The following is a 2,293-nucleotide window of genomic DNA, read 5'->3' on the forward strand; positions in this document are numbered from 1 at the left end:
ACCGGCATCAGCCTGATTGCAGCCCGCGACGACATCGAGATGCAGGCGCAAAGCGACGAGATGAAGTTTCAAGCGCGCGACGATCTGGAGATGGTCTCGATCACCGAACACATCGACTTCGCCGCCGGCAAACGCATCGTGATCGCCACCGAGGGCGGGGCGAGTATCACGATTGACGGGGGGATCACGGTCGAATGCCCGGGGACGATTACGGTGCATGCGAGCAAGAAGTCATTTGGTGGGCCGACGCACCTAAGTTACGACGCGCCAAGCTTTTCGCCACCCGATGCCTTCCATCTCAAACCGGTGCTCAGATGGCAACACACCGGCGATCCGGCCATCAATCGGCGCTTTCGCGCCATGCTCGAAGACGGTCGAGTTATCGAAGGGCGCACCGACGGCGCGGGGCAGACCGATCTGCTCGACATGGCTAATTTCCAGAAAGCCACCATCGAAATCCTGCCCGAGGAGCCCGGCGCGTCATGAAAGACTGGCACCCCAATCCGCGCATCCGCGAAGCGATGCGCAACGGCGACCGTATCGCCATCTGCACCAGTGTGCCCAAGTGCGCGAACCCCGAGCAGATCGTTGAGTGCGCCGGCCCCATGCCCGGTGTCGTCATCCTGGTCCATGGCGTCAACGACGTGGGCGAGGCCTACGCCACCCAGGCCAAAGGCCTGTGCGAGGGGCTCAACCAGCGCCTGGGGCGCACCGACCTCACCCCCGGCAACTGGGACGTCGCCCGCGCCTGCCGCGACAACCGCGTGGCCAGTTACGAGCGCCGCGCCGACCAACAAGGCTACAACCCGATCATCCCCTTCTACTGGGGCTATCGGCCGGTGGACAAGGCCACCTACGAGGCCGACCGGGCACGCTACCGCGAGGAACTGGCCCGACGCGGCGCGGCCGGCGCCGACGCGCCCTACGACGCCTACTACATCGACGGCAAGAGCGACCCCCGGCGCGGCTTCGAGAACGTCGATTGCTTCGACAACCGGCTCGACGAACACTTCGCCAAGAACGGCGGCGTGTTCGCCAACGCCACCACCAGCCTGATCGACATGTGGGGGCCGGGCGGCGATATCTTCGGGCTGGCCCGGTGGATCTCGAGCATGGGCCAGGATCTGAGCCACACGATTCCCGACGCCCCCCACCGCATCTACATGGTCAATGCCGCCCAGCGGCTGGCGAATCTGATTTTGATGATTCGGCGGGATAACGAAACGACAAAGAACGACAGTATTAACATCGTTGCCCACAGCCAAGGCACCCTGATCGCCATGCTGGCCAACTTTCTGGTTGCCAACGGAGCTCGCCCAACGCGTCCCGCCGACTGCCTCATCCTCAACCACTCCCCCTACAGCCTCGAAACCCCTTCGCTCGAAGCCATGCAGTCGCACGGCCCGCAGCAGTCGCGCCGGGCGCGCACCGAGACGCTGGTCAACATCTGCCAGCTGATCGGCACGCATCGCAAACCCGGCCCCACGCCCGAGACGCTGGCGTGCTCCGGCGTGGCCGCGCAGCGCATTGTCGGTACCGCCACCCATGTGCGGGACAACCACGGCAAGGTGTTCAACTACTTCTGCCCGCATGACCAGACGGTGTCGCTGCGCAACGTGCAGGGCATGGGCTGGCAGGGCGTGCCCCCGGCGGTGGCGGCGCGCTGCGCGCCGGCCCTGGCACAGCGCATTTTTCTGGACGGGCGGGCCATGCACAGCCCGCCGGGGCCGATCACGCTACCCGATCTGAAACGCACCTGGCTTGGCGTCGCCTCCAACAGCGATGTGCCCGACGGCCAGGTGCGCGACATCAACGCCCCGGCCTTGCCCGATCTGGGCTACACCTTTGCCTTGCCGGCGGGCTGCGATACGCTGGGTTCGTCCGACTGGGGGGTGCAGAGCGCAGCGGCGGCGGTCGAGGGCGAGAACCACGTCCAGTTTCAGAGCACCGATCCACGCCCGGGCGTCAGACCACTGCCCCGCGGCTATCAACAAGAACTCTTGCGCACCGAGCTGGCCGAGCTCGAAGCGGCCTTCGCCGCACGCGGCGAGCACTGGACTCTGGTGCGCGCCACGGCCAACAGCGAAGGCTTGTTTGTAACGCGATACATGACGCCGGAGGAATTGCGCGAGCGCGCCCGCGACACGTCAACGACCACCTCCAACCATTCGGCCATCGTGCTTGATGAAGCCGCCTCGCGCTGTGCGACGGCCTTCGATCTGGCCGTGGGGCGATGCCGCAGCTACGATACGGGCAAGCTCGATGGGGGGGCGTTTTGGCAAAAGCTGTTGCG

The 2,293-nt window shown here is 65.7% G+C and carries 2 protein-coding genes; both read left to right on the forward strand.

Annotation, left to right across the window (positions count from 1 at the left end; translation table 11 throughout):
• A partial coding sequence (locus FHP91_RS20850; RefSeq protein WP_144311365.1) for a DUF2345 domain-containing protein occupies nt 1-486 on the forward strand: 486 nt, incomplete at its 5' end.
• Nucleotides 483-2,293: T6SS effector phospholipase Tle3 domain-containing protein (locus FHP91_RS20855; RefSeq protein WP_144311366.1), on the forward strand; the 1,811-nt coding region annotated here is incomplete at its 3' end. The genes FHP91_RS20850 and FHP91_RS20855, both read left to right, overlap by 4 nt.

The organism is Denitromonas halophila, assembly GCF_007625155.1.
Classification (GTDB): Bacteria; Pseudomonadota; Gammaproteobacteria; order Burkholderiales; family Rhodocyclaceae; genus Nitrogeniibacter; species Nitrogeniibacter halophilus.